Consider the following 24,123-nt stretch of genomic DNA (forward strand, 5'->3'; position numbering starts at 1 on the left):
GCGGTTGGCCCGCAGCATCGGTGCATGACCATCACAGACATCGTGGCGGCGGACGGGCCGCATCCGGATCACGCGGCCGAACTGATGCTGTTCGGCCAGTTCGTCGGCGCATGGGATCTCACCGTCACCGACCACTTCGAGGACGGCACCACCCGGACCATGCGGGGCGAGTGGCACTTCGGGTGGGCGTTGCAAGGCCGGGCCGTCCAGGACGTGTGGATCGTGCCCGGCCGTGAGTACGGCATGACTGTGCGGTTCTACGACCCACGCATCACCGCGTGGCGGTCGACCTGGATCGGGCCGACCTCCGGGTACGTGCAGCAGTTCGTCGCCCGCCAGCAGGGCGATGAAATCGTCCTCGCCGGTCAACAGCCGGATGGGCGATCTTTGCAGTGGATTTTCTCGTCGATCACGCCGCAGTCATTCCATTGGCGCAATGTCATCTCGACAAATGGCGCAACGTGGCGGCTGCAGCAGGAGATGGAAGTTGTTCGACGTGATCCAGGTCACGTCGAACAACTCAATGGTGGTTCTGACGTCTCTTCCAATGACGGAAATCGCGTCACTTAAACCACTTACCAGGGGGATATACCGCCATGCGTATTGTCGCGTCCATTCTCGCTTTCGCAGCCGCCACTGTCGCGTTCGCCGCCTCGCCCGCATCCGCGGCCGAGGAGATCCACTGGATGGCCGACGTCAACGGCGACGGCGCACCCGAGCCGGTCGTGCTGTCCGAGCTGCCCAACAACACGCAGAAGCTGACCGTCAAGCTCGGCAGAATCGCTTACACCGCCGCCATGCCGTACTACCCGGGCCCCGACGCAGGCCTGATGCCGCCGCGGGTCGTCGACATGAACGACGACAACCGCCAGGAGATCATGGTGACCGAGATCGTGGGGGCACACACCGATCACTTCAGCCTGTGGGGCTTCTTCGGCAGCACGCTGAAGCAGGTCAGGACCGCTGACCAGGCACCGCTCAAGCTGTACGAAGGCGGCGCCGTCGCCACGATCGCCCGATACGGCTGCGAAGGCACAGGCGCCGACCGTCAACTCGTTTCAGTCAGTGCTGGCATTGTCGACTACGACAACTACATCTACGAAGGCGAGCGGGTCACGTACCGCGTGGACAACAGCGGAATCGCGCACGAAACGTCCCGCGTTTCCGGCACCGGAGGTTCGAACAGCCCGTTGTTCCAGGCCGACCCGAATGCGTGCAAGTAAGAGCAATTAAAAACACCTGAATGGGGATCCCGGTTTCGCACGGGATCCCCATTCATTGTGTTTCGAGGCGTGACCGACCCGCAGACCTCGAGCGGGCGGCCCAGGTCCCGGCCCAGCCCTGCTCGGGCCGAGTAGCGGAGGTCACCCCGGCACCCGCTTTGCATGGTCATACATGGTCATGCATAATCGTGCTTGTGTCCAAGGTGCTCACTTCTCTGCCTGTCGGTGAACGTGTCGGTATCGCCTTCTCCGGCGGTCTCGACACGTCGGTAGCTGTCGCGTGGATGCGCGAGAAGGGCGCGGTGCCCTGCACCTACACCGCAGACATCGGCCAGTACGACGAGCTCGACATCGAGTCGGTGCCGGGCCGTGCCAAGTCGTACGGCGCTGAGATCGCCCGGTTGGTCGACTGCCGTGCCGCGCTGGTCGAGGAGGGCCTGGCCGCGCTCTCGTGCGGGGCGTTCCACATCCGCACAGGCGGCCGCACATACTTCAACACCACGCCGCTCGGCCGCGCCGTCACCGGCACCCTGCTGGTGCGCGCGATGCTCGAGGACGACGTGCAGATCTGGGGCGACGGCTCCACCTTCAAGGGCAACGACATCGAGCGGTTCTACCGTTACGGCCTGCTGGCCAACCCGTCGCTGCGGATCTACAAGCCGTGGTTGGACGCGGACTTCGTGACCGAACTCGGCGGCCGCAAGGAGATGTCCGAGTGGCTGCTGGCCCGGGACCTGCCGTACCGCGACAGCACCGAGAAGGCGTACTCCACCGACGCGAACATCTGGGGCGCGACGCACGAGGCCAAGTCGCTGGAGCACCTCGACACCGGGATCGAGATCGTCGAGCCGATCATGGGTGTGCGGTTCTGGGACCCGGCCGTCGAGATCGCGCCCGAGGACGTGACGATCGGCTTCGAGCAGGGCAGGCCGGTGTCGATCAACGGCAAGGAGTTCGCGACCCCGGTCGACCTCGTGCTTGAGGCCAACGCGATCGGCGGACGGCACGGCATGGGCATGTCCGACCAGATCGAGAACCGGATCATCGAGGCGAAGAGCCGCGGCATCTACGAGGCGCCGGGCATGGCGCTGCTGCACGCGGCGTACGAGCGGCTCGTCAACGCGATCCACAACGAGGACACCCTTGCCAGCTACCACAACGAAGGCCGCCGGCTCGGCCGGTTGATGTACGAAGGCCGCTGGCTCGACCCGCAGGCGTTGATGATGCGCGAGTCGCTGCAGCGCTGGGTCGGCATGGCCGTCACCGGCGAAGTGACGCTGCGGCTGCGGCGCGGCGAGGACTACTCCATTTTGGACACGTCCGGCCCCGCGTTCAGCTACCACCCGGACAAGCTGTCGATGGAGCGGACCGAAGACGCCGCGTTCGGCCCGGTCGACCGGATCGGCCAGCTGACCATGCGCAACCTCGACATCGCCGACTCGCGTGCCCGGCTCGAGCAGTACGCCGGTCTCGGCATGGTCGGCAGCCAGCACACGATGCTGATCGCTGCGTCGCCGCAGACGGAGCTGATCGGCGAAATGCCCGAGGGCGGCGCCGAAGCGATCGCGTCACGCGGCGAGGTCCCGGCCGAGGAAGCCGAATTGCTCGACCACGCGGCGCTGGAAGAGGGCAACGACTGATCTGCTGCTTGCTGCTACCCAACGAGTGTCGTACCCGTTGGGTAGCTTGCTCGCATGGTCACCGTTGAGGAAATCCGCGAAGTCGCGTTATCGCTGCCGCGGGCGTACGAGGCGATTGTGCGGGACCGGATCAAGTTCCGGGTCGGCCAGATCGTGTTCGTCGCGCTGTCCCGCGACGAGACGACGATGGGGTTCGGCTACCCCAAAGACGAACGAGATGCCCTGATCGAGGCTGAGCCGGAGAAGTTCTTCCCACCCTCGAAGTCCGACGCGCGCTTCAACTGGGTTCAGGTCCGGCTGGACGCCATTGACGCGGACGAGATGCGTGAGCTCGTCATCGACGCGTGGCGCATGTGCGTGCCCAAGAAGGTCGCCGCCTCAATCGACACGTGACGCCCGGAGGATCTCCGTGGCAAGCGCGGGAATGTCCACCGGGTGTGTGGTGTCGACCTCGATCAGCGGGCCGATTCCCAACGGCGCCACCGGTCGGCCCCACAACTCCGACTCGTCACGCCGCAGATCCAAATGGCCACTGTGCCTGTGAGCGGCGCGTGCGTGATACCGGGATCGTGCGACCTCGACCGGAACCACGCACCGGATCTCCACCACACGGCCGGGCAGCGCTTGCACCAGCGGCGTGGTGTAGTCGAACCACGTGCTGTCCAGCACCGCGCCAGGACATCGCTGCGCTACCCGGAGGAGTCCCAGGACCGCGGCCCGGCCGAGCCGCTGTGACTCCGCCACCGTGCATGGTTGCCCGAGCCCGTCAGCCAAGGCTTCTTTGAGCTCGTCCTTCGCCAGAACGGGTAAGCCAAGGTGCGGGCCGAGAGCAGCGGCCAGCGTGCTCTTTCCCGACCCAGGCCACCCGCCCACCAGCACGAACAAGTGCGTCACTTGATGCCTGCGGCGTCCATGCCGCGCAGCTCCTTCTTCAGGTCGTGGATCTCGTCGCGCAGCCGGGCCGCGAGCTCGAACTGCAGTTCGCGGGCCGCGTTCATCATCTGGTCGGTCAGCTGGGCGACCAGATCAGCCAGTTCGGCGCGAGGCATCTTGCTGATGTCGCGGTCGGAACGCACGACGCCGGAGCTCTTGCCGCCGGTGGCAGGGACGCCCTTCTCTCCCGTTGGTTTCTTGCCGCGGGAGACGTTGCGGCCGGAGCCGCCGACGGCCACCTCGTTGTCGTCGGCCTCTTGGTAGACGCGGTCGAGGATGTCGGCGATCTTCTTGCGCAGCGGCTGCGGGTCGATGCCGCGTTCCTTGTTGTACGCGATCTGCTTTTCGCGGCGGCGGTTCGTCTCGTCGATCGCGTGCTGCATCGCCGCGGTCATCTTGTCCGCGTACATGTGCACTTGGCCGGAGACGTTACGGGCCGCACGGCCGATCGTCTGGATCAGGCTCGTCCCCGAACGCAGGAAGCCTTCCTTGTCCGCGTCGAGGATCGCCACGAGCGACACCTCGGGCAGGTCGAGGCCTTCGCGCAGCAGGTTGATGCCGACCAGCACGTCGTACTCGCCGGTGCGCAGCTGCCGCAGCAACTCCACCCGGCGCAGAGTGTCCACTTCGGAGTGCAGGTAACGCACCCTGATGCCGAGCTCCAACAGGTAGTCGGTCAGGTCCTCGGCCATCTTCTTGGTCAGCGTGGTGACCAGGACGCGCTCGTCCTTGTCCGCGCGGTCGCGGATCTCACCGACCAGGTCGTCGATCTGGCCCTTGGTCGGCTTGATGATCACCTCGGGGTCCACCAGGCCGGTCGGCCGGATGACCTGCTCGACGAACTCGCCGCCGGTCTGCCCCATCTCGTACGGCCCGGGCGTCGCCGACAGGTACACGGTCTGGCCGATCCGATCCTGGAACTCCTCCCAGGTCAGTGGCCGGTTGTCCAGCGCGGAGGGCAGGCGGAAGCCGTGCTCGACGAGGTTGCGCTTGCGGGACGCGTCGCCCTCGTACATACCGCCGACCTGCGGCACCGTTCCGTGCGACTCGTCGATGATCAGCAGGAAGTCCTCGGGGAAGTAGTCGATCAGCGTCGCGGGCGCCGACCCGGCCTCGCGGCCGTCGATGTGCCGCGAGTAGTTCTCGATGCCCGAGCAGAAGCCGACCTGGCGCATCATCTCGATGTCGTACGTGGTCCGCATCCGCAGCCGCTGCGCCTCCAGCAGTTTGCCCTGCCGCTCGAACTCGGCCAGCCGCTCCTCGAGCTCCTTCTCGATCGCGACGATCGCCTTCTCCATCCGCTCGGGGCCGGCGACGTAGTGGGTGGCCGGGAAGATCCGCAGATCGTCGACCTCCCTGACGATGTCACCGGTGAGCGGGTGCAGGTAGTACAGCTTGTCGACCTCGTCGCCGAACATCTCGATCCGTACGGCCAGTTCCTCGTAGGCCGGGATGATCTCGATGGTGTCGCCGCGGACGCGGAACGTGCCCCGCGCGAACGCGAGGTCGTTGCGCGTGTACTGCACATCGACCAGCGCTCGCAGCAGCGTTTCGCGCTCGAGCTCCTGCCCGACGCGGACCTCGATCGACCGGTCGAGGTACGACTGCGGAGTACCAAGGCCGTAGATGCAGGACACCGAGGCGACCACGACCACGTCGCGCCGGGAGAGCAGGTTGGAGGTGGCTGAGTGGCGCAGCCGCTCCACGTCGTCGTTGATCGACGAGTCCTTCTCGATGTACGTGTCCGTCTGCGGGATGTACGCCTCGGGCTGGTAGTAGTCGTAGTAGCTGACGAAGTACTCGACCGCGTTGTGCGGGAACAGTTCGCGCAGCTCGTTGGCCAGCTGGGCGGCCAGGGTCTTGTTGGGCGCGAGCACCAGCGTCGGCCGCTGGACACGCTCGATCAGCCATGCCGCGGTGGCCGACTTGCCGGTACCGGTCGCACCGAGCAGCACCACGTCCTTCTCGCCTGCCCTCAGCCTGCGCTCCAGCTCGTCGATGGCTGCGGGCTGGTCACCGGCGGGCTGGTAGTCACTGACCACCTGGAAGGTCGAGGAGGTGCGCTCGATGTCGCCCACCGGCCGGAACTCGGAGTGGGCGATCACTGGGTGTTCGGTCGCGAATGCCACGACGAAGACTCTATGCCCACCCACCGACAGTTTTGCATCGGCGCAGGTCGGGGTGGAGAAAGCGACTGGTGTGACGGCTGGGACGATGTCGGGCGTGTACAGCCCGGTGCCCGAACTCAACGAACTGGCCGAACTGCAGAAGCAGGTCGGTGCCGAGTACCTGTCGCGCTGTTTCGAACCGCTGCCGGAGTACGACGACAAGATGTCATTCGAGGCGGTCGACCTCACCGACCCGGACTTCCTGAGCCGGGTGGTCGTTTTCGCCATGGCCAACGGTTCGGGATCGCACTACGGGTTCTGGCGCGTCGACGACCGCGAAGACCTGGCCACCCTGCCCGTAGTCGCGTTCGGCGACGAAGGCGGCGACCACGTCGTCGCGCGGAATCTTCCGGAGTTGTTCCAGCTGCTGACGTCCGACGTGGACCCGATCATCGGCCACGACGAGGTGTCATACGAGCGCTACGAAGACGCCGAGCCCAGCGGCGGCCACGAAGTCTTCGTCGACTGGGTCCGTACCCGGTTCGGCCTGGAACCGACAACGGATCCAGGCGCCATCGTGGCCGCGGCGCAGCGCGAGTACGGCGCTCATTTCCACGCATGGATCAGGCCGTTCATGGAACGGCTCGGTTACTGCTAGCAGCAGTCACAGCAGTCACAGTGGCTGCAACAACCTTTGCCGCCGCGAGCCACGTGTGCGGCGTCGGACACGCCCATGTCGACGGCGTCACCGCCGTACCCCACCGCCTCGTCCTTCTTTTTCTTCTTCCGCCGCTTGCCGGAGGCATGCGCGAACGCCCGGTTGACGGCCCGCTCGACCTCGTCGACCAGCAGCATCCGGGCGAGACGGTCATCGACGAACTCGGCCTCGTCCAAGGCGAGCCGCATCCCCAGCAACGCGTCGCCGCAGTGCCTACGAGCCTCAGCGGCCGATGTTCCTGTGGCGGACAGCGGGTTCCAGGCATCCGTGGCCTGGTCCTCGACGGCGTCGATGATGTGGGCGATCCGCCCGAACAACCGCCCGACTTCCGACAAGGCGGCCGCGTTCGCAGGCCGCCCGCTCACCACGGCCGTATGCGCGAACGCCGCAGCCGCAGCGGTTTCAGCTGGTTCAGTCACGTCCAGCAATGTATGAGCCGACGACTCGACGGCGGTCTGCCGCGAGACGGCGTCGACCAGAACAGCCGTGTCGAACCCGACAGAAGAACCCGACGACGCGCCCTGCACAGCCCACCGAGCAGCCACCCGACGCGCCACAACGGGCACACGACCGGCCAGACCATCGCCATCAGCGACGTGATCGGAGACCTTGGCCGACGCCAGCACCAACGAGACCGCAGCGGCCAACTTGGCACCGTCCCCTTGGGCCACGGAAGCAGACCGCATCGCCCGCAACGGACACGGTCCTGCGGTGCGCCGAGCCGAGACATGCGACTGTGCCTCAACCAAGACAGAGATCACCAGGCCGTCGTAGTTGGTGACGGTCCTCGCCAGCTGACCGTGCTCGTCCCGCAACGCCAGGCACAGTCCACAAAGGTGGGCGAGCCACGAGGCGTGCAGCGACAAAAGCCTGTGACGGCACGGTCTGATGATTCCGAACATTTTCCGGATCCCCCCAATCGAGCCGGATCCTAACGGGTGAAAGCCCGGCGATGAGCGCTTGGCGACGTGCCACGCCGACGGGCGAAGTGATGCCGAAGCGTGTCCGGATGCGCGAAGCCCGATGTGCGGGCGACGACATCCACAGTCAGTTCAGTCGTTTCCAGCAACAACTCGGCGCGCTGCAACCGTTGCTCCAGCAGCCACCGATGTGGTGTGACGCCGGTGATCGCCTTGAAGTGCCTGGCGAAGCTGCGCCCGGACATCCCTGCCCGGCGCGCCAGCACGGCCACGGTCAACGGCTCGGCCAAGTGCTCCGCCGCCCAGTCCAGGACGGTCGAGAACCCCGAAGGACTGGCGGGCACAGGCATTTCGACGTACTGCGCCTGTCCTCCCTCGCGATGAGCGGGCACAACCATACGGCGAGCCAACGCATTCGCGACCTCTGCGCCGTGCACGGTCCGGACGAGGTGCATGCACGCGTCGATCCCGGCGGCAGCGCCAGCGCTGGTCAGGATCGGCCCGTCGCTCACGTAGAGCACGTCCTCAACCACGTCGACCGAAGGAAAACCTTTGCGCAGCAAGGAAGTGAACTGCCAGTGGGTGGTCGCCCGGCGACCGTCGAGCACGCCGGCCCCGGCCAACGCGAAAGTCCCGCTGCAGATCGACAGCAGGGTCGCCCCGGCTTCGTGAGCGGCACGGATCGCGGCGCCGATCGCCGGGTCCAGTGGTGCGCCGAGGTCCGGCCACGCCGGGATGGCGACCAGGTCGGCCGACACCACCCGGTCCAAGCCGGAGGGGACCTCGACGGCGAAGCCCGAGGTGGTCGGCACGAGCCCGGGACGCGGGCCGCAGACGGCGAAGTCGTAACACGGCAGGCCGTCGTCCGACCGGTCCAGGCCGAACACCTGACAGAGAATGCCCAGCTCAAACCCGGCGATCCGGTCACCGACCACCGCTACGACAGACTTCATTGGCAGGATCTTCCGATATCTGGTCTTTCCTGCCAGTGTCGCGCAAAGGCCGCGCGAAGCACAGTGGCAGTTATGAAGTTTCCAGGCGAAGGACCGTATGAAGTCGTTGCCGAACCGCCTGACGTGGGCGGACAGCGTTGGGCAGGCGCACCGTGCGCCCTGCAGGTCGGCGACACGACCTATCTCTCGTATCGCACACGGGGTGACGGCGACCGCGTCGTCATCGCCAGGTCCGACGACGGCGTGAAGTTCGAGACGATCACGGAACTGACGGCCAAGGCGCTGAACGTGCCCATGGTCGAGAAGTCACCGCTGGTGAAGACCGAAAACGGCTGGCGGATCTACGTTTCCTGCTCGGAACGCGGCACCAAGGCGTGGTGGATCGGCCTGATCGAAGCACCGGCGCTCGAGGACCTCGCCGACGCACCACTGAAGAAGCTGGACTTCGACGCGCCCGCGGTCAAGGACCCGGTGATCAGGCCGCTCGGAAGTGGTTGGCAGGCATGGGTCTGCGTGCACCCGTTGGACATCGAAGGCGCGGAAGACCGGATGTCCACCTCCTACGCCACCTCCGACGACGGCATCACCTGGCGTTCACACGGGACCGTCCTCAGTGGACGTAGAGGCCATTGGGACGCACGCGGAGCAAGGCTGTCGACGATCCTGCCGGACGGTCGCGCGGCCTACGACGGACGCGCGACCGCGGCGGAGAACTGGTTCGAGCGCACCGGAATCGCCGTTGCGACAAGCGATGGATTCCAGGCCACCGGAGAACCGGTTGCCGATGTCCGCTATCTGGAGATCGCACAAGGCCGCTGGTACTACGAAGCTCGCCGCCCGGACGGCTATCACGAGCTACGAACCGAGCCGTCCTAACAAGAACAGTCACATCCACAGCCGTCGCCACAGCTGCAGCAGTCACAGCAATCACAACAGTCGCAATCGCAGCGGTGGCACCAGCCTTCACGCGGCTCACCGGTCCATGGGTCGTGGTACGGGTCGGCGCAGCAGTACTGGCAGGTGCAGAACATGACCATCGCCAAGCCGCATGCGGCACCCCAGCTGCGGTCCGGCTGTTCCCAGCCCTTCTTCTGCCACTCGTGATGCTTGTCCTCGCGCTTGTCCTTGCGTTTCGTCTTCTGATCCAAGGACGGCCCGTGCACGTCGCGGAACGCACGCTTGATGGCGTGGTCGAGCTCATGGGCCAGCAGGGCGTGGACGAGCTTGTCGTCGACGAACTCCGCCTCGCGCAAGGCAAGCCGCACGCCGAGCACCGCGTCGTCACAGATCCGGCGGGCCTCCTCCAGCGAGGTCCCAGTGACCAGCAACGGGTTCCACGTTCCGGTCGCGCGGTCTTCGTCTAGGTCCTCCACGGCGTCGACGAGGTGCGCGACCCGGCCGAAGAGCCGTCCGGCTTCCGACAGGACATCCACGTTCCGCGGACGGCCGCTCAGCACAGCCGTGTGCGCGAAGGCCGCGGCGGTCGCGGTCTCGGTGGGTTCGGTCGCCAGGAGCAACGAGTCCCCACGCCGGATCGAGTTCTCGACAAGGGGCTGCTCGGCGACGGCATCGAGCAGGACGGCCGTGTCGAACCCGATCTGCTCACCGGTCCACGCGCCCTGCGCCGCCCACCGGCCGGCGACCTTTCGAGCCGCCAGCGAAACGCCACGGCGGCCGAACAGCCCGTCCCGGTCGGCCACGTGGTCGTTGATCTTCGCCGAGGCGAGCACCAACGACACCGAAGCCGCCAGCCGGGCACCGTCACCCTGTGCGACGGAAGCGGTCCGCATCGCTCGAAGCGGGCACGGTCCGGCCGTCCGCCGCGTCTCGCCGTGGGACTGCGCCTCGACAAGTGCGGAGATCACCAGGCCGTCGTAATTGGTGACGGTTCTCGCCAATTGCCCGTGATCGTCCCGTAATGCCAGGCAGAGCCCGCAAAGGTGAGCCAGCCACGAAGTGCGCAGCCGTGGTGAAAGTCTGTGACGGCAAGGCCGGATGATGCCGAACATGAATGCCTCCCCCAGATCACGAAGGACGGCATACTAACCGTTATCACCCGATCGGACGCACAATCCCCCCGCTGCGGAGGGTGCACTGATCCAGTCGGCGTAGGCACCATGACCAGGTGAGCTCCGACTACGCGTTGCCCGTTGCCCGCCCAAGGGTCAGCCTCGACGTCGCACCGCACGTACACCCGCCAAAGGTGGAGTTGTTCGACGTCAAAGCCATGGAGAACATCGACCCCAAGGGTTTCCGGCGCACTGTCGACGAATACCGCATGGAAAAGTTCGGCCTGTTCATGGCGCGCAAGATGGACGGCCACCCGGAGCTGGCCTATATCGAATCGTGGCTGCTGCCCGAACTCGGCCTGCGGGTCAGCCATTGGCACACCCACCCCGGTGCCCGGCAGCGCGAGGACATCTACATCGACCTCGTCGAGGTCGACACCGACTTCGCCGCCCGTGACGCTGCGCCAGGACCGGTCTGGCGGATGGTCGACATCTATCTGGACATCCACGTGTACACCGGCGAGCGCCTCGAGGTCGTGGACACCGACGAGTTGCTGGCCGCGCTGGACGCCCGGCTGATCGACGCCGGGACCGCCCAGCGGACCCTGGAGCGGACGTACCGGACCGTCGAAGGCATCACCCGGCACGGCTATGACACGTGCGCGTGGCTGGAGTCCCTCGGCATCGATCTGACGTGGCGAGACCAGCGCAAACCCTGATTTCAACCAGCGTGGCGAAAGCCTTACTCGCGGGTAATTGATCTTGTCAACCGCCGTTCAGGGTAACCGCGAACCGCTCACAGATCGATATACGCTCGAACACAAGCCGTGATGTAACGAATGAAACCCGGGTGATCACGCACCGCGCCGTTCCGACTACTCTTCGGCCGCGTGGGAACGGCCATCACCCCGCAGCTGGTCGACATAGTCGACACAGTTTCCGCGGTTCGCAGGTACTCGTCGGGTACGATCCGGCGCCTCCGGACATGCCAGGAGGAGCGCTGGGGCCTGAGAGTGGAATGCCCCACTCCGGAGGACCCTTTCTATGACTCCGAGGTGACGTGGCTGCTGCCGGAGATCAACGTCCGGCTCACGCACCAACGCCCGCGCTCACGCCATGCGCGCTCCGGCCCGAGTGTGCTCACCGCGGCACGGATCACGCGCGAAGGCACATCATGGCGCACCACTGATCTTCTGCTGGGCCTGGCGTCAGCGCCGGGCGCGGCCGCGCGGATCGTGCGCTCCGAAGAGTTCGCCGCCGCCGTGGCCGGCCGGGTCCTGCGCACCGGTGACGCGGATCTGGCGCTGCGGACCGTGCACAAGACGCTCGAGGAGCTGAGCTACTACCGGCACGATCTGAGTGCTTGGCTGACCGGCCAACATGTTTTCGAGGTGTGGCCGCCCTACTGACGGTACTTTCTCACCACAAACCCCCCGTGAACGCCAAGGATTCGCGGGGGGTTTGTCGCGTCTTGGGGCGATTACGCACCGAACCGGCGCACTCACCGCCTGCTTCCTGTTCTTTTACAACGTCTTGGCAACCGGCTTGACAGTTGGTGTGGTCCGGACCACGCTGCTCTGCATTGGTCTACACCATTTGTGCGCCCGGGGTGGCCGGGCTTGAAAGGACGGCACGAGTGAAGCGCTGGATGAAGCTGGCGGCCGGAGTTGTCGCCATCTCCCTCGCGACAGCGGGCTGCGCCGGCTCCGGAGGGTCGGGAAGCGCCCCAAGCAATGCCAACCAGCCACAGCAGCTCAGCGGTGAGCTGACTGTCTGGCTGATGACCGGTTCCGCGCCGGAAACCCTGACCAGCGCCCTGCACAAGGAGTTCCAGGACGCCAACCCAGGCGTCAAGGTCAAGTACGAGATCCAGCAGTGGAACGGTATCCAGCAGAAGCTGACCACCGCGCTGGCCTCCCAGACTCCGCCTGACGTGATCGAGATCGGCAACACGCAGACCCCGCAGTTCGCCGGCGAGGGTGTGCTCGCCGACCTGACCGACTCGGTCAACGACCTCAATGGTTCGCAGTGGCTCAAGGGTCTCAAGGACTCCGCGACGTTCGACGGCAAGGTCTACGGCATGCCGTTCTACGCCGCCAACCGTGAGGTGCTCTACCGCAAGGACATGTTCGAGCAGGCCGGCATCACCACCCCGCCGACCTCGCGCGACGAACTGCTCGCCGCGATCGACAAGCTGAAGGCGAAGTTCGGCAGCGACCCCGACTTCCAGGCCATGTACGTGCCGGGGCAGAACTGGTACGCGCTGCTGTCGTTCATCTTCGACGAGGGCGGCGACATCGCCAAGGCCGAGGGCAAGAACTTCAAGTCGACCCTGAACAGCCCAGAGGCCAAGGCGGGCCTCGAGTTCTACAAGAAGCTGGTCGACGCCTCCGGCACCAAGGCACCGAAGGACAACGACGAGTCCAACCCGCAGCAGGCGGGCATCTACGGCGGCGGCAAGGTCGCGATGTTCATCGGCACGCCGAACGAGGTGGCCACCGCCGCCAAGACCGACCCGTCGATCAAGGACAAGACCGGCGCCTTCGCCATTCCCAGCAAGACCGCGGGCAAGAGCGCCCCGGTGTTCCTCGGCGGCTCGAACCTGGCCATCCCGGTCAACAGCAAGAACACCGCTGCCGCCAAGGCGTACCTGAAGCTGTTGTCCTCGCAGAAGTACATGTCCGAGGTCGCCAAGACCGGCTTCGTGCCGGGCACCTCGACTGACATCAGCGCGCTGGCCTCCGACCCGTACGCCAGCGTGATGGCCAAGGCCGCGCAGAACGGCCGCGCGGTTCCCTCCAGCCCGAAGTGGGGCGAGGTCGAAGCGGGCCAGAACCCGTTGAAGGACATGATGACCGCGTACATCACCGGCGCCAAGTCCCTCGACCAGGCGACCGCCGACGCGAACGCCGCGTTGGACAAGCTGCTCGCGGGTTCATGACGTCGACCAAGGACGTAGCTGCGATGCCGGCGGGGACGACCCCGCCGGCATCGCCGCGTGTCCCAACCCTGCGAACACGGCGGCGCAAGGGCTTCAGCGACGCCGTGTTGCCGTATCTGTTGTTGTTGCCGGGTGTCGTCGCGATCGGCGCGCTGTTGATCTGGCCGACCCTGCAGCTCGTGCTGATCAGCTTCCGCAAGCTGGACCTGCGTGAGCTGGTCACCGGGCAACTGGTCTGGGTCGGCCTCGACAACTACACCGAGGTGCTCGGCGACCCGGAGTTCTGGACGATCACCGTCCGGACGTTGGTCTTCATGGGCCTGGTCGTCGCGGCCACCCTGCTGATCGCGTTGGGTGTGGCGCTGCTGATGAAGCAGCTGAACCCGATCATCCGGGTGATCCTGCAGGTCACGCTGGTGGTCGCGTGGGCGACGCCCGCCGTGGCGACGACCACGATCTTCCAGTGGATCTTCGACCAGCAGTACGGCATCTTGAACAAGACGCTGGACCTGCTCGGCTTCGAGGGCTTCATCGGGCACTCGTGGTTCGGCAACGGCGCCAGCACGTTGACCGTGATCGGCCTGCTGATCACGTGGCAGGCGGTGCCGTTCGTGGCGTTCAGCCTGTACGCCGGGCTGATCGGCGTGCCGCGTGAGCAGTACGAAGCCGCCGGGATCGACGGCGCAGGGCCGTTCCAGACCTTCCGCGCGGTCAGCTGGCCTGCCATCCAGCCGATCCTGACGATCGTCACGTTCCTGTCGGTGATCTGGGACTTCCGGGTCTTCACCCAGGTATGGGCGGTCCGCCAGGGCGGGCCGGACGGCGAGAGCACGACCCTGCCGGTCTACATGTACCTCAAGGGCATCGCGGGCAGCCACTTCGGCTCGGCGGGCGCGATCGCCATGATCATGCTGCTGGTGCTGGTCGTCCTGCTGGCCCGCTACATCCAGCTGCTGCTGCGTTCCAAGGAGGTGGACCTGAAGTGAGGAAGTCCCTGCCTCAGCGGATCGCACTCAACACGGTCGGGGTCATCGGGGCGATCCTGATGGGCTTCCCGACGTACTGGCTGATCACGACGGCCTTCAAGACACCGGGTGAGGTGCTGTCGCCGCGCTACGACCTGATCCCGCTGTCGATCACCTTCGAGAACTTCACGTCGGCGTTGGCCAAACCGGGTTTCACCACGTTCCTGACCAACAGCCTGATCGTCACGCTCGGCGCGGTGCTCACCGCGTTGATCGCCGGTGTGCTGGCCGCCGTGCCGCTCGCCCGGATGAAGTTCCGTGGCCGCAAGGGTTTTCTGTTCCTGATCCTGATCGCGCAGCTCGCACCGATCGAGGCGCTGCTGATCCCGCTGTACCTGCTGATGCGGGACGCGGGGCTGCTCAACCAGTTGCCGTCGCTGCTGTTCGTGTACATGGCGCTGACACTGCCGTTCACCTGCTGGATGTTGTACGGCTTCGTCAACGGCATCCCGATCGAGCTCGAGGAAGCCGCGATGATCGACGGCTGCGGCCGGTGGGGGGCGTTCCGCCGGGTCACGCTGCCGCTGCTCGGACCGGGCCTGGTGGCCACGTCGGTGTTCAGCTTCATCACCGCGTGGAACGAGTTCCTCTTCGCCTTGGTGCTCATGCGTGACCAGGACAAGCAAACGATCCCGGTGTGGCTGTCGACGTTCCGCACGGCGTTCGCCGTCGACTGGGGCGGGATCATGGCCGCGTCGGTGCTCTACGCGGTGCCCGCGCTGATCTTCTTCCTGATCGTGCAACGCAAGCTGGTGTCCGGACTGACCGCTGGCGCGGTGAAGGGATAACGCGTGTCCACACTGGAGAAACTGGCCGAATCTGTTCTGCTGCCCGCGTTCGGTGGGACCACCGCGCCGGACTGGATCCTGCGCAGACTCGGCGAGGGCCTCGGCGGTGTGACTCTGTTCGGCCGCAACATCGTCGACGACGAGCAGGTCCGCGCACTGACCGCCCAGCTGCGGGCGGAACGCGAGGACGTGATCATCGCGATCGATGAGGAAGGCGGTGACGTCACCCGGCTCGACGTCAACACCGGTTCCTTCGTGCCTGGCCCGCTCGCACTGGGCGCGGCCGGGGACCCGGCGTTGACCACGTCGGTCGCGGAAGCGCTCGGCGAACGGCTCGCCGCGACGGGTGTGACGCTGAACCTGGCGCCGTGCGCGGATCTCACGCTGGTGCCGGACGACCCGATCATCGGTGTGCGTGCCTTCGGCTCCTCGCCCAGCGAGGTCGCCGAGCACGTGGCTGCCTATGTGACGGGCATGCAGAAGTTCGGCGTGGCCTCGTGTGTCAAGCACTTCCCCGGGCACGGCGCGGCGGGCGAGGACTCGCACAAGAGTCTTCCGGTGCTGCGCAGGACCGAGCAGGAGCTGCGGACCATCGAGCTGGTGCCGTTCGCCGCGGCGATCAAGGCGGGCACCCGCGCGATCATGTCCGGCCACCTGGTCGTCCCGCCGTGGGGTGACAAGCCGGCGACCCTGAACTCCAAGGCGCTGGTGGACATCCTGCGCGGCGAGCTCGGCTTCACCGGCGCGATCGTCACCGACGCGCTGGACATGGCCGGTGTGGTGGGCAGTTTCGGCAACAACGCGGGCATCCCGGCCGCTTCGGTCGGTGCTTTGATCGCCGGAGCGGACGCGTTGTGCATCGGCGGGCAGGAGTTCGACGCCGCACTGATGGACGCCATCACCGCGGCGGTCGTCGAGGCCGTCCGGTCCGGTGCACTGCCGGAATCGCGGCTGGCCGAGGCGTCCGAGCGGGCGTTCGAACTGCGCAAGCCACCGGTCGCGGCCGAGATCAAGCCGGTGGATCTGACGCTCGGGCTGCGTGCGGCGCGGCAAGCCATCCGTGTCCATTCAGAACCCCGGCTGACCGGCCCGGCGCTCGTGGTGGACGTCGAATCGACGCCGACCATCGCCGCGGGCCCGATGCCTTGGGGTGTAGGCCAATACCTCGTGGACCGGGTGCCGGGCAGCAAGTCGCTGCGCAACGCCACAGCGGAGGAAATCCTTGCCGCGGCGAAGGAATTCGACCAGGTCGTGATCGTGACCCGGGAAGCGCACCGGCACGCGCACGTGCGCGCGTTGCTGGAGTCGTTGGGCGACTTGGACTTCATCCACGTCGAAACCGGCACTCCCGGTACCGGCGCCGGTTCCCGGCCGCGGATCGACACCTTCAGCGGCTCCAAGGTGAGCATGATCGCCGCCGCGGAGTTCCTGGCCGGTCAGTGAGGCGTGCGGCGACCGGCTAGGGCTGCCAGCCGGTCGCCTCCGCCCACGATTCGGCTCGGGGCAAGGCCTTGTCGAACCACTCGTCCTTGGCGTCGTCGGGAATCGCGCCGGACGCGTACTGCTTGGCTATCCCCTGTTTGAGTTCGAGGTAACTCGCGCGCTCCTGTTCTGAGGCCCGCAGCCAGTCGCGGAACAGCAACGCCTGCCGCCAGTCCGTGCTGCCTTCGGCACGCAGGTGGATGTTGGCGAGGCGACCGGGATCCGCGGAATGGTGGAACCGCTTGGTCTCCTTGCCGCGGTCCCCGGTGTTCTCCGGGCTCACCGGGAATCCCGCTTGCGTCAACGATTCGGCGAACGAGTCGGCTTGCTCCAAAGAGGACACAGTGACCTGCAGGTCGATGATGTCCTTGGCCGGCAAGCCAGGCACCGCCGTTGAGCCGATGTGGTCGACCCGCAGGCCACCGGTGACCAGCTTGATCCGGGCCGCCAGACGGGCCGCCTGCAAGGGCCATTCCGGGTTGTAGTCGTACAGGCGAGCGTTTCCGTAGTCGCTCCAGCGGTGCAGGCGGACGTTGGCCTCGAACGGCACCAGGCGATCCGCCCACAGGGCGTCGGCCTGAGCGAGCACTTGGTCGGGCGTCCCGGAGTTGTCCAGCCAGACGTCGGCGACCGCACGTCGTTGCTCCGTGGATGCCTGCGCGGCGATGCGGGCACGGGCGTCGGCCTCCGGCATGCCACGGGTCTCCGCGAGGCGGCGGACACGTTCCTCGACATCCGAGTCCACGACGACCACGAGGTGGTACATCGGCGCGTAGTTCTTCTCGACAAGCAGGGGCACGTCGTGGATGACCACGGCGTCGTCGGCCGCGTCGGCGAGCATCTCGGCGGTTCGCTTGCCCACCAACGGATGCACGATCCCGTTCAACCGTTCCCGCTGCTCGGCGGAGTTGAACACCACGGCGGCCAGCTTCGGGCGGTCCAGCGAGCCGTCCGCCGCGAGGACCTCGGGGCCGAACGCCTCCACCACCGCGGCCAGACCGGGCGTGTCCGGCTCGACGACCTCGCGCGCCAGCTTGTCGGCGTCGATCAGGACCGCGCCGTGTTCGGCCAGCCGACCGGCCACCGTCGATTTGCCCGACCCGATTCCGCCCGTGAGCCCCACTCGCAGCATGAGTTGATCGTAGGTAGGCCTAGCCCCACCTGCGCAGTGGGCCTGCGAGCAATGCCCATTGCCGGACCTAGCGGGCAAACTGTGGCAGTGCTCAGGACCATCGCCGTCGCGCCTGTCCGAGGGGTGATCCTCGCCGGGCTGTCGTTGCTCGGCCTTGGCGCCTTGCTGGCGCAGGTCCTCGTTCTGATCCTCACCACGTCGTTCGGTCTGATCTTCCTCGTGCCCTGGGCGGTCGACCAGGCCCGCAGGGTCACCGACGCCCGGCGGAAACTGGCCGCGCGCTGGGACCTGGTGTACATCGCACAGCCGTACACGCCCGAGCCCGCACCGCCCCAGCCCGATGCCGAGGGCTTCTACCCGAGCGAAGGCTGGCTGTACAAAACCCCGCGGATGCCGAACCTCTACGCCAAGATCGACTGGATGCTCGACGATCGCGCGACGTGGCGCGACTTCGCCTGGCTGCTGCTGAACGCGACCGTAGGCAACGTGCTGGCGTTGGCGCCCGCCGCGTTGATCGTCTACGGAGCGCTCACCGTGCCGTGGGGCGTGGTGCTGATCGTGCTCGGGTTCCTCAGCGCGCCTGTGCTGCTGCGATTGCACACGTCAGGCAGCCGGGCGCTGCTTGGACCGACGCGACGCGGGATGCGCGGCCGGCCCAGCCAGTGGTTGTTGGACTGGGGACACTGCGCGGGGCTTGCCGGCCTGTCCCTGTTCGGCCTGGTGGCGTTGGTGGCTCCCCGGGCGTGGCGGGTGGCGAACTACCGCCGCCGCGTGGCGGGCGACTGGTGCGGTGTGCCAGTGGCGAAGCCGTTCGCCACCCGCACCACCAAGCGGGATCGGCTGTTCTTCGCGGTCGATCCGGTCGTCGGCTTGCTGATCACCGTCGTTCCCGTGCAACTGGTGGTCTATGGCGGTTGGGGGCTGGCACTGCCGCAGACCTGGCGCTGGTTCGCCGGCCCGAACGAGCCGGACTGGGCCGCGGGGTGGTACGGCCAGATCGCTGGATCGGACTGGCTGGCGATCCCGGTGGGAGTGGCGTTGGTGGCGGTCGGCCTGCGCCTGTCCGGGCCGGCGGCGCGGCTGAACGGGCTGTGGACGCGGCTGATGCTCGCCCCGAGTCCTGAGCAGGCCTTGGCGCAACGTGTGCGTGAGCTGACCCAGACCCGGGCCGAGGCGACCGACACGGCCGAGGCGGAGCTGCGCCGGATCGAACGCGATCTGCACGATGGTGCCCAGGCCCGGCTGGTGGCCATGGGGCTCGGGCTTGGCGCGCTGGAGCAGTTGATCGACCAGGACCCCGGCCGTGCCAAAGAGGTGCTGTCGAAGGTCCGCAACAACTCGGCCAAGGCGCTGGCCGAACTGCGTGACCTCGTGCGCGGGATCCACCCTCCCGTGCTCGCCGACCGTGGGCTCGGCGACGCGGTCCGCGCGTTGGCCTTGGACACGCCATTACCCGTCAAGGTCCACGTGGACCTGCCCCGCCGTCTGGATCCACCGATCGAGACGGCCGCGTACTTCGCGGTCAGCGAAGTTCTGACCAACGTCACCAAGCACGCCGAGGCGACCGCGGTGCAGGTGGATATCCGCCTGGTCGAGGACGCGCTTGAGCTCACCGTGCGGGACGACGGACGTGGAGGCGCCGACATGTCTCGCGGCACGGGTCTACGTGGCGTCGCGCGACGGCTGAGTGCCTTTGACGGCGTGATGACCGTGCAGAGCCCGGTTGGCGGGCCGACGACGGTCCAGATGACGTTGCGGGTCAGCGAGGGCTGAGCGCGCGGTCCGCGATCTTGACGAGCACGGTCTGTGCCTGGGCGGCCGGCACGGCCTCCAAGGTGGCGATCACAACGACCGTTGTGGCCTGATGGGTGGCGACCAGGGTGGCGGTCTTCCTGCCGATCAGCAGCGTGCCCTTGTCGGCGCCGACCGTGACATCGCTGGACCTGGCGCCAGCGGCCTTCTCGTCGTCAACGGTCTTGTTGACCCTCGTGGTGGCCGTCTTGGCGTCGCTGTAGCTCGCCAGTCCGACGCGGACAGGGGCGTCGTCGACCTTGTCGCTGTCGCCCAACCCGTAGTAGCAGTCGATGCGGTCGGTCCGGCCGATGTTCGCGTCGGCGGCGCCGTCGACCAGCTTCGCCTGTCCCGGCATCGTCTTGCCGACTGCTTCAGAGATCTCCTCAGCCGAGGCGATCGCCCCGCACCCGGTCGGCAACGCGCCGACGATCCGCGCGGGGGCGGTCGTTGCGGCACTCGACGACGGGGTGAAGGTAGGAATGGGGACTACGAGGGGTGTGCGTTTCTCGGCCGCGCAGCCCGCCAAACCAGCGATCAGCACCACGGCGGACGCGCTGCGTGTCCATGCCTTAGCACTCACAAGGTGTAGACCGTAGTCCCCCTGATGGGTGAAGGGGACGCGATCCCCCAAAAAGTAACGAACGAACAACGCGAGCTACCCCCGCGTACCTCGCCGGCCGACGCGATGATCAGCACTTTCTTGATCATCCACGGTGAAGTGATTGCATCGAAAACTTTCGGCCGACCAGCGCGCCACCACCCGCGTGTCCACCATTCCGGCACGGTGAGTCAAACTGCTCGACTCGCTACCAGCACAGCTGATTCTCGCCGTGCGCCGCTCGCGCGTTCAACTCACCATGCCGGAGCCGGTGGACACGCACGAAGCCCCTCGCACCGCGGTGCGAGGGGCTTCGTGCGTGTTACTTGCCAGCGAGCCTGATCAGTGGATCAGACGCCGCCGGACAGCTTCTCGCGCAGCGCGGCGAGCTGCTCGTCGCTGGCCAGCGTGCCACCACTCTTGGCCTGGGTCTCGGTCCCGGCGGAGGAGTAGCTCTGGTCGCCAGCGGCCTCGGCGCCTTCGCCCGCAGCGGCGGCGGCGTCGGCCTCGGCGGCCTTGCGGATCTGCGACATGTGCTGCTCGTAGCGGGTGTGCGCCTCGGCGTACTGGCGCTCCCACTCCTCACGCTGCTTGTCGAAGCCCTCTTGCCATTCCTGGGTGTCCGGGTCGAAGCCCTCGGGGTAGATGTAGTTGCCCTCGGCGTCGTACTCGGCAGCCATGCCGTACTGGGTCGGGTCGAACTCGGTGTCCGGCGTGAAGCCCTCGTTGGCCTGCTTCAGTGACAGCGAGATGCGGCGACGCTCCAGGTCGATGTCGATGACCTTGACCATCACGTCGTTGCCGACCTGGACGACCTGCTCCGGGATCTCCACGTGGCGCTCGGCCAGCTCGGAGATGTGGACCAGGCCCTCGATGCCCTCGTCCACGCGGACGAACGCACCGAACGGAACCAGCTTGGTGACCTTGCCCGGCACGATCTGGCCGATCGCGTGGGTGCGGGCGAACTGGCGCCACGGGTCTTCCTGGGTCGCCTTGAGCGACAGGGACACGCGCTCGCGGTCCATGTCGACGTCCAGGACCTCGACCGTGACCTCCTGGCCGACCTCGACGACCTCGGACGGGTGGTCGATGTGCTTCCAGGACAGCTCCGAGACGTGCACCAGGCCGTCGACGCCGCCGAGGTCCACGAACGCACCGAAGTTGACGATCGAGGACACGACGCCCTTGCGGACCTGGCCCTTCTGCAGCTGGTTGAGGAACTCGCTGCGGACCTCGGACTGGGTCTGCTCCAGCCACGCGCGGCGGGACAGGACCACGTTGTTGCGGTTCTTGTCCAGCTCGATGATCTTGGCCTCGAGCTCGCGGCCGACGTACGGCTGCAGGTCGCGGACGCGACGCATCTCGACGAGGGAGGCAGGCAGGAAGCCCCGCAGCCCGATGTCCAGGATCAAACCACCCTTGACCACCTCGATGACGGTGCCGCGGACCGGCTCGTCGGCCTCCTTGAGACCCTCGATCGTGCCCCACGCGCGCTCGTACTGAGCACGCTTCTTGGACAGGATCAGGCGACCTTCCTTGTCCTCCTTCTGGAGAACAAGCGCCTCGACCTCATCGCCGACCTTGACGACCTCATTGGGGTCGACGTCGTGCTTGATCGAGAGCTCACGCGAGGGGATGACACCCTCGGTCTTGTAGCCGATGTCGAGAAGAACCTCGTCGCGGTCGACCTTGACGATGACGCCTTCGACGATATCGCCGTCGTTGAAGTACTTGATCGTCGCGTCGATCGCGGCGAGGAAGTCCTCCGCCGTCCCGACGTCGTTGATTGCGACCTGCTGCTTGGGCGCGTTGGAAGCCGGGACAATGGTGGTGTCGGTGGACATTAGGTGGGTTGCTCCGGTACGGATTGGGAGTAGTTGGGTTGTCTTAAGTTCTGGCGCACGGTGTGATGACGAGCGCCCTGCACCATGTGTGATCATGCACAAGGTTCAACACCGATACGCGCAACCCGATTCCCAGATTCCTCACCTGAACCGCAGGCAGCGCGAAATTCACCGCGCGGGCGGTATCGTACGCGCCCGCGCGATCGTCGGGCAAACCGGATGCCCATAAGGAGCAGGCGTGGATAGCAGCGACACCCGGTACGCCGGCGCTCAAACTACTCTCGGCACCGTCGGTCCCGCTCGCCGAAGCGCGGGCGCGGCCGAGTCGATCGCCGCGAACATCGCGTGGTGGGACGCGGATGCGGACGATTACATCGCCGAGCACGGCGACTTCCTCGGTGACGTGAATTTCCTCTGGTGCCCCGAAGGCCTGCGGGAACGCGATATAGAACTGCTCGGCGACGTCAAGGGCAAGGACATCGTCGAGGTGGGCTGCGGATCGGCGCCGTGCGCGAGGTGGCTGGCCAGCCAGGGCGCGCGGGTGGCCGCACTCGACCTGTCGGCGGGGATGCTGCGGCACGCGAAGCGCGCGAACGATGTGACCGGGATCACTCCGATGTTGATCAGGGCGAACGCCGAACGGCTGCCTTTCGCCGCGGAGAGCTTCGACATCGCCTGCTCGGCATTCGGCGCGGTGCCGTTCGTCGCCGACGTGCGCCCGGTGTTCCAAGAGGTCGCCAGGGTGCTGCGGCCGCGCGGCCAGTGGGTCTTCGCCGTGACTCACCCGATCAGGTGGATCTTCCCGGACGATCCCGGGCCGGACGGGCTGCGAGTGATCAACTCGTACTTCGACCGCACCCCGTACGTGGAGGTCGACGAGAACGGCCGGGCGACCTACGTCGAACACCACCGCACGCTCGGCGACTACGTGCGGGCGCTGACCGGATCTGGTTTCGTGATCGAGGACATCGTCGAGCCGGAGTGGCCGGAGGAGCAGACCCGCGAGTGGGGCCAGTGGAGCCCGCTGCGCGGTGAGCTGTTTCCCGGAACCGCGATCTTCTGCTGCCGGAGGGCTACGTGAGGTTCACCGACGGGGCGCTGGACACGCAGAGCGCGTGGTTCGCCCGTCTGGACCCGATGCTCCCGGCCGCGGTCCGGCCGCCCGACGGCAACGTGATCAGCGCGGCCTTACCGGACGGCACGCGGGTGGCCGGCGTGCTGGTGCAGACGAGGCTGGCGCCGGACGCGATGGCGACCTTGTGGTCCGCGCTGGAGGTGTGGGAGTTACACCCGATGCTCGGCGAGCACGGGATGCCCCAGTTACTGGACCAGTGGCGCAGGACGATGGCCCGCCGTCCCACCGGCCCCGACTCGTCCTGCCTGGTCACCTGGCCAAGCAGAGACGTCGGCGCGGCGCGGGCGTTCCTGGACCACGGCCTGGTCCCACTGTCCACATTAGCCATCCGGACCGGCGCGCCGATCCTGCCGTCACCGGGCACGCTGCAGGTGCGGCGCGCGACGCTGCGGGACATCGACACGATCCTGCCGTTGGCCATGGCGGAGCTGGAGTACTCCGCGATGGTCGGCAGCACGGTCTTACGTCCCGGCGCGGCGCAGGTGAAGCGGGCCGCGCTGACCCGGCACCTCGACCAGAACGACCCCGTCTGGATCGGTGAGCGCGACGGAATCGCGGTCGCGCTGGCCGAGTGCTGGTTCAACGAGTCGGTCGGCGGATCGTGGAGCGAGACCCGCGTCCGGCACGGTCTTTGGGGCTATATCAACAGTTTCTCGGTGGCACCGTCGTTCCGCGGCGCGGGCATCGGCCGGGAGATGATCTCCGTGGTGCACCGCGAACTCGCCGCGGCGGGCACGATCGGCTCCTTTCTCTACTTCAACCCGCCCAACCCGTTGTCGACGGTGTTCTGGGCACGGCAGGGTTACCGTCCACTCTGGACAATCTGGGAAGTCCGGCCGGCTTCGGCCTTGCGCTGACCCCCAACTGTCAATCACAAGGA

Annotated in this window: 22 protein-coding genes and 1 pseudogene; 15 read left to right on the forward strand and 8 right to left on the reverse strand. The window is 66.8% G+C overall.

Annotated features, from left to right (window positions below):
- Window positions 1-24 precede the first annotated feature (24 nt).
- The 4 genes from B9C43_RS20210 (at window position 25) to B9C43_RS20225 (ending at window position 3,256) form a co-directional block, all read left to right on the forward strand.
- The gene (locus tag B9C43_RS20210) at window positions 25-570 is read left to right on the forward strand and encodes a hypothetical protein (protein WP_084428489.1); all 546 of its coding nucleotides are present in this window, start codon (window positions 25-27) and stop codon (window positions 568-570) included.
- Between the two features lie 26 nt (window positions 571-596).
- A complete protein-coding gene (locus B9C43_RS20215; protein ID WP_033383099.1) occupies window positions 597-1,223 on the forward strand; it encodes a hypothetical protein in 627 nt (208 codons plus the stop codon).
- Window positions 1,224-1,417: 194 nt separating this feature from the next.
- Window positions 1,418-2,863 carry an argininosuccinate synthase gene (gene argG, locus B9C43_RS20220; protein ID WP_084429091.1) on the forward strand — a complete coding sequence of 482 codons (1,446 nt, stop codon included), beginning with the start codon at window positions 1,418-1,420 and terminating at the stop codon, window positions 2,861-2,863.
- A gap of 54 nt (window positions 2,864-2,917) precedes the next feature.
- Window positions 2,918-3,256 (forward strand): MmcQ/YjbR family DNA-binding protein, encoded by a 339-nt coding sequence (locus B9C43_RS20225; protein WP_033383105.1) that lies wholly within the window; start codon window positions 2,918-2,920, stop codon window positions 3,254-3,256.
- Here the strand turns inward: B9C43_RS20225 and B9C43_RS20230 are convergent.
- On the reverse strand, window positions 3,242-3,757 hold the full coding sequence (locus tag B9C43_RS20230) for a P-loop nucleotide/nucleoside kinase family protein (protein WP_235038738.1): 516 nt from the start codon (window positions 3,755-3,757) through the stop codon (window positions 3,242-3,244). The two genes, B9C43_RS20225 and B9C43_RS20230, sit on opposite strands and share 15 nt — an antisense overlap.
- The gene (gene uvrB, locus B9C43_RS20235) at window positions 3,754-5,925 is read right to left on the reverse strand and encodes an excinuclease ABC subunit UvrB (RefSeq protein ID WP_084428490.1); all 2,172 of its coding nucleotides are present in this window, start codon (window positions 5,923-5,925) and stop codon (window positions 3,754-3,756) included. Before uvrB ends, B9C43_RS20230 begins: the two co-directional genes overlap by 4 nt.
- Before the next feature lie 94 nt (window positions 5,926-6,019).
- Between uvrB and B9C43_RS20240 the strand changes: the two genes are divergently transcribed.
- Entirely contained in the window at window positions 6,020-6,562 is a 543-nt protein-coding gene (locus B9C43_RS20240; protein ID WP_084429095.1) for a hypothetical protein, read from the forward strand.
- Window positions 6,563-6,708: 146 nt separating this feature from the next.
- Here the strand turns inward: B9C43_RS20240 and B9C43_RS20245 are convergent.
- Together B9C43_RS20245 and B9C43_RS20250 are read right to left on the reverse strand one after the other, a co-directional pair.
- A pseudogene (locus B9C43_RS20245) lies at window positions 6,709-7,524 on the reverse strand (DUF5685 family protein); the annotation flags it as partial.
- A 29-nt stretch (window positions 7,525-7,553) separates the two neighbouring features.
- Entirely contained in the window at window positions 7,554-8,495 is a 942-nt protein-coding gene (locus tag B9C43_RS20250; protein WP_084428492.1) for a helix-turn-helix domain-containing protein, read from the reverse strand.
- Window positions 8,496-8,567: 72 nt separating this feature from the next.
- Here B9C43_RS20250 and B9C43_RS20255 point away from each other — a divergent pair, with 72 nt between their 5' ends.
- The gene (locus B9C43_RS20255; protein WP_084428493.1) at window positions 8,568-9,371 is read left to right on the forward strand and encodes a hypothetical protein; all 804 of its coding nucleotides are present in this window, start codon (window positions 8,568-8,570) and stop codon (window positions 9,369-9,371) included.
- Here the strand turns inward: B9C43_RS20255 and B9C43_RS20260 are convergent.
- Window positions 9,368-10,504 carry a DUF5685 family protein gene (locus tag B9C43_RS20260; protein ID WP_084428494.1) on the reverse strand — a complete coding sequence of 379 codons (1,137 nt, stop codon included), beginning with the start codon at window positions 10,502-10,504 and terminating at the stop codon, window positions 9,368-9,370. The two genes, B9C43_RS20255 and B9C43_RS20260, sit on opposite strands and share 4 nt — an antisense overlap.
- Window positions 10,505-10,620: 116 nt before the next feature.
- Between B9C43_RS20260 and B9C43_RS20265 the strand changes: the two genes are divergently transcribed.
- From B9C43_RS20265 to B9C43_RS20290, 6 genes are all read left to right on the forward strand, one after another.
- A complete protein-coding gene (locus B9C43_RS20265; RefSeq protein WP_235038739.1) occupies window positions 10,621-11,223 on the forward strand; it encodes a ribonuclease FAU-1 family protein in 603 nt (200 codons plus the stop codon).
- A gap of 171 nt (window positions 11,224-11,394) precedes the next feature.
- Window positions 11,395-11,913, forward strand: a complete 519-nt coding sequence (locus B9C43_RS20270) for a ribonuclease FAU-1 family protein (RefSeq protein ID WP_033383112.1) — start codon at window positions 11,395-11,397, stop codon at window positions 11,911-11,913.
- Window positions 11,914-12,140: 227 nt separating this feature from the next.
- On the forward strand, window positions 12,141-13,445 hold the full coding sequence (locus B9C43_RS20275) for a sugar ABC transporter substrate-binding protein (RefSeq protein WP_033383113.1): 1,305 nt from the start codon (window positions 12,141-12,143) through the stop codon (window positions 13,443-13,445).
- Window positions 13,442-14,431, forward strand: a complete 990-nt coding sequence (locus tag B9C43_RS20280; protein WP_084428495.1) for a carbohydrate ABC transporter permease — start codon at window positions 13,442-13,444, stop codon at window positions 14,429-14,431. Before B9C43_RS20275 ends, B9C43_RS20280 begins: the two co-directional genes overlap by 4 nt.
- Window positions 14,428-15,258, forward strand: a complete 831-nt coding sequence (locus B9C43_RS20285) for a carbohydrate ABC transporter permease (RefSeq protein WP_033383117.1) — start codon at window positions 14,428-14,430, stop codon at window positions 15,256-15,258. The genes B9C43_RS20280 and B9C43_RS20285 overlap by 4 nt, the downstream gene beginning before the upstream one ends.
- Before the next feature lie 3 nt (window positions 15,259-15,261).
- Window positions 15,262-16,701 (forward strand): glycoside hydrolase family 3 protein, encoded by a 1,440-nt coding sequence (locus B9C43_RS20290; RefSeq protein ID WP_084428496.1) that lies wholly within the window; start codon window positions 15,262-15,264, stop codon window positions 16,699-16,701.
- Window positions 16,702-16,717: 16 nt separating this feature from the next.
- Here the strand turns inward: B9C43_RS20290 and coaE are convergent, their stop codons facing one another.
- Entirely contained in the window at window positions 16,718-17,872 is a 1,155-nt protein-coding gene (gene coaE / locus B9C43_RS20295) for a dephospho-CoA kinase (protein WP_084428497.1), read from the reverse strand.
- Between the two features lie 87 nt (window positions 17,873-17,959).
- On the opposite strand from coaE, the gene B9C43_RS20300 reads away from it, so the two are divergent.
- Entirely contained in the window at window positions 17,960-19,645 is a 1,686-nt protein-coding gene (locus B9C43_RS20300; protein WP_200825620.1) for a sensor histidine kinase, read from the forward strand.
- Here B9C43_RS20300 and B9C43_RS20305 read toward each other — a convergent pair.
- Both B9C43_RS20305 and rpsA read right to left on the reverse strand, forming a co-directional pair.
- On the reverse strand, window positions 19,632-20,246 hold the full coding sequence (locus tag B9C43_RS20305) for a hypothetical protein (protein WP_143446470.1): 615 nt from the start codon (window positions 20,244-20,246) through the stop codon (window positions 19,632-19,634). The two genes, B9C43_RS20300 and B9C43_RS20305, sit on opposite strands and share 14 nt — an antisense overlap.
- A 368-nt stretch (window positions 20,247-20,614) precedes the next feature.
- Window positions 20,615-22,108, reverse strand: coding sequence for a 30S ribosomal protein S1 (gene rpsA, locus B9C43_RS20310; protein ID WP_033383122.1), 1,494 nt, complete (start codon window positions 22,106-22,108; stop codon window positions 20,615-20,617).
- A 238-nt stretch (window positions 22,109-22,346) separates the two neighbouring features.
- Between rpsA and B9C43_RS20315 the strand changes: the two genes are divergently transcribed.
- A complete protein-coding gene (locus tag B9C43_RS20315; RefSeq protein ID WP_033383123.1) occupies window positions 22,347-23,189 on the forward strand; it encodes a class I SAM-dependent methyltransferase in 843 nt (280 codons plus the stop codon).
- Window positions 23,186-24,100, forward strand: a complete 915-nt coding sequence (locus B9C43_RS20320) for a GNAT family N-acetyltransferase (protein ID WP_235038740.1) — start codon at window positions 23,186-23,188, stop codon at window positions 24,098-24,100. The genes B9C43_RS20315 and B9C43_RS20320 overlap by 4 nt, the downstream gene beginning before the upstream one ends.
- Window positions 24,101-24,123 lie beyond the last annotated feature (23 nt).

This window comes from Kibdelosporangium aridum, from assembly GCF_900176515.1.
GTDB lineage: Bacteria > Actinomycetota > Actinomycetes > Mycobacteriales > Pseudonocardiaceae > Kibdelosporangium > Kibdelosporangium aridum.